Genomic DNA, 3,162 nt, shown 5'->3' with positions numbered 1-3,162 from the left:
GCCCCGCAGCCGCCGCCCGCCTGGCGGGGCGTGCGCGACGCGTCCGCGTGGGGCGCGCGCTGCCCGGCCGCCGCCAGCGGCAACGGCCCCCGCTCGGAGACCGAGGACTGCCTGCTCCTCAACGTGTTCCGCCCCGCCGGCACCACGGCGGGCCGGCGGCTGCCCGTGCTCTTCTGGATCCACGGCGGCGGCCTGTCCAACGGCTCGGCCAACCAGCACGACGGCACGCTCATCGCCCAGCTCGAGGACGTCGTCGTGGTGAGCGTCAACTACCGTCTCGGCGTCCTCGGCTTCCTCGCCCACCCGGCGCTGACCGCCGAGGCCGGCCAGTCCGGCAACTACGGCCTGCTCGACCAGCAGGCCGCTTTGCGCTGGGTGCAGCGCAACATCGCGGCGTTCGGCGGCGACCCCCGGCGCGTCACCATCGACGGCGAGTCGGCCGGCGGCTGGTCGGTCTGCGCCCACCTGACCGCGCCCGGCTCGGCCGGGCTGCTCCAGCGCGCCATCATCCAGAGCGGCTCGTGCGTCAGCCGCCCGGTGGCGGACGGCGAACGGTCGGGCGCCTCGATCGCGACCACCCTCGGCTGTCCCGACCCGGCCTCCGCCGCCGCCTGCCTGCGCGCCCTGCCGCCGGGCCGGCTGGTCGACGGGCCGCAGTTCGCCTCCTTCCTGTACGACGTCCCCGCGCTCCCGGAGAACCCCGACACCGCCGTGCGGGCCGGCCGCTTCCAGCGCGTGCCCCTGGTCGTGGGCTCCACCCGCGACGAGGGCCGCACGTTCCTGCAGGGCAACATGGGCTGGACCCGTGAGCAGTACGAGGGCTGGGTGGGGGCGCTGTTCGGCGACCGGGCCGCCGCCGTCCTGGCCCGCTATCCGTGGCCGGCGGAGTCGGACCGGTTCACCTCGGCGTACCTGACCGGGGCGATCTTCACCGACTCCGGCTTCCTGGCGGGCATCGGCGGGTGCCCGACCCTGCGCCTCATCGGGGCGCTGGCGGCCCACACCCGCGTGTACGGCTACCGCTTCGACCACCGCACCGGCCCCGGCCTGACCCCGGAGCCCGCCGGGTACGAGTGGGGCGCGGGGCACGCGGCCGAGCTGGCGTACCTGTGGCCGAGCTTCGACAACGGCACGCCGATCGCGCCCACGTTCGACGCCTCCGAGCGGCGGCTGGCCCGGGACATGGTGCACTATTGGGGTGCCTTCCCGCGTAGCGGGCAGCCGTACGCGCAGGCCGCCGCACCCTGGCCCTCGTTCAACCGGACCTCCATGATCATGTCGCTGCGGGCCGGAGGCCGCTCGATCCCCGTCCCGCTGGCCACGATGGAGGCCGAGCACAACTGCGACCTGTGGGAGGCGGCGAACTAGCGGCGTGCGGAGGACCCGGCCCGGGTGGCATTCTCTGACGCCCGCGTCTCGGCGCTACGGCGGGTGAGGACCGGGTCGGCTCCTACCTGGCGAAAATGCCGGACAAACTCGGAATTACGCCCGAGTCACGCATATGTCCAACATATTTCGTGACGATAGATCCGACTTTTAATTCTTGTCAACATAAGTCGGTCGATATCCGAAGTAAGCTAGATAGCATGCCACGTGGATCCAACGGTCAGAGTGCGGGAGCGGGAGCGCTGCTGGCGATCCTCAGAGACGGGCAGGCCCGCACCCGGGGTGAGCTGGCCGAGCTCACCGGCCTGTCCAGGTCCACCGTGTCCCAGCGGCTCGACGGTCTGATCGACCACCGCTGGGTCGTGGCCGGAGAGGGGGCCGTCTCCTCCGGCGGGCGGCCCGCCGCGGTCTACGCCTTCAACGGCGGCGGGCGGGTCGTGCTCGCCGCCGACCTGGGCGCCACGCGCGCCCGCCTGGCCGTTCTCGACCTCGGCCTCAACGTGCTCGCCGAGCGGGCCGGCGACCTGCCCGTGGACCAGGGGCCCGAGCCGACGCTGGGCCGGCTCGTCACCGCGTTCGAGGAGCTGCTGGCCTGCGCCGGCCGCGACCCGGCCCAGGTGTGCGGGATCGGCGTCGGCCTGCCGGGGCCGGTCGAGCACGCCTCGGGGCGGCCGGTGAACCCGCCGATCATGCCGGGCTGGGACGGCTTCGCCGTGCCCGGCTGGCTGGACGCGCGGCTGGGCGCCCCGGTGCTGGTGGACAACGACGTGAACATCATGGCGCTCGGCGAGCACTGGGCCGCCTCCCCGCCGGTCGACCACCTGATCTTCATCAAGATCGGCACCGGCATCGGCTGCGGCATCATCTCCGGCGGGCGGCTGCACCGCGGCGCGCAGGGCGCGGCCGGGGACGTCGGCCACATCCGGGTGCCCGCGTCGGAGGCGCCGTGCCGGTGCGGCAACACCGGTTGCCTGGAGGCGGTGGCGGGCGGCGCGTCGATGGCGGCGGCGCTGCGCGAGGCCGGGATCGAGGCGGCGGGCAGCGGCGACGTGGTGGCGCTCATGCGCGCGGGCGACCTGCGGGCCACCCGGCTCATCCGGCAGGCCGGGCGCGAGGTCGGCGCAGTGATGGCCTCGATCGTGAACTTCTTCAACCCCTCCGTCATCGTGATCGGCGGAGCCGTCGCCGAGGCGGGCGAGCAGGTGCTGGCCGGCGTGCGGGAGACGATCTACAGCCGCTCGCTTCCGCTGGCCACGCAGCATCTCGGGATCCGGGCGAGCGAGCTGGGCGACCGGGCCGGGATCGTCGGCGCCGCCGTCATGGTGGTCGAGCACGTGCTCGCCCCGGCCACCATCGACCGGGTCATGACGCATTGACCCTGCCGGGCGGTGCGGTGACAATGTGATCGTCTCGAGCTCCAGGGCTGTGGCATGCCCGCGGGGCCCGGCACGGATCCGCTGTGACGTGGTCGGCGCACGCGTCCCTCAGGAAAGGGAACCTCGCGTGAGCCATCACCATGTCCCCGGCGACCTCGCCTCAGCGAAGATCGCCTCAGCGGAGATCTCCTTGGAGGAGCGCGTTTCAGAGGAGCGCGAGCGCGCCGCCGCGCTCCGCCGCAGGCTCGGGCTGAGCCGCCGCCGGCTCCTCGCGGCCACCACCGGCGTCGCCCCCGCCGCGCCCGTGCCCCAACCCCCACCCGCCCCCCACACCCCCCCGCCCCGACCAGTGGAGGTCACCCCCCACAACCACGCCATCAAACACAACAACAACACCCAC

Annotated in this window: 2 protein-coding genes and 1 pseudogene; all 3 read left to right on the top strand. The window is 73.8% G+C overall.

Features of this window, described 5'->3' with window-relative positions:
• The coding region (locus AB0I15_RS66625) for a carboxylesterase family protein (protein WP_358121094.1) at window positions 1-1,368 on the top strand (1,368 nt) is incomplete at its 5' end.
• A 218-nt stretch (window positions 1,369-1,586) separates the two neighbouring features.
• On the top strand, window positions 1,587-2,762 hold the full coding sequence (locus AB0I15_RS66620) for an ROK family transcriptional regulator (RefSeq protein WP_358121091.1): 1,176 nt from the start codon (window positions 1,587-1,589) through the stop codon (window positions 2,760-2,762).
• 127 nt (window positions 2,763-2,889) lie between these two features.
• Window positions 2,890-3,162: pseudogene (locus AB0I15_RS66615) on the top strand (hypothetical protein); the annotation flags it as partial.

Origin of the sequence: Nonomuraea sp. NPDC050643, assembly GCF_040654715.1 — a bacterium.
Taxonomy (GTDB): Bacteria; Actinomycetota; Actinomycetes; order Streptosporangiales; family Streptosporangiaceae; genus Nonomuraea.
This window is presented reverse-complemented; position numbering and strand designations above follow the sequence as displayed.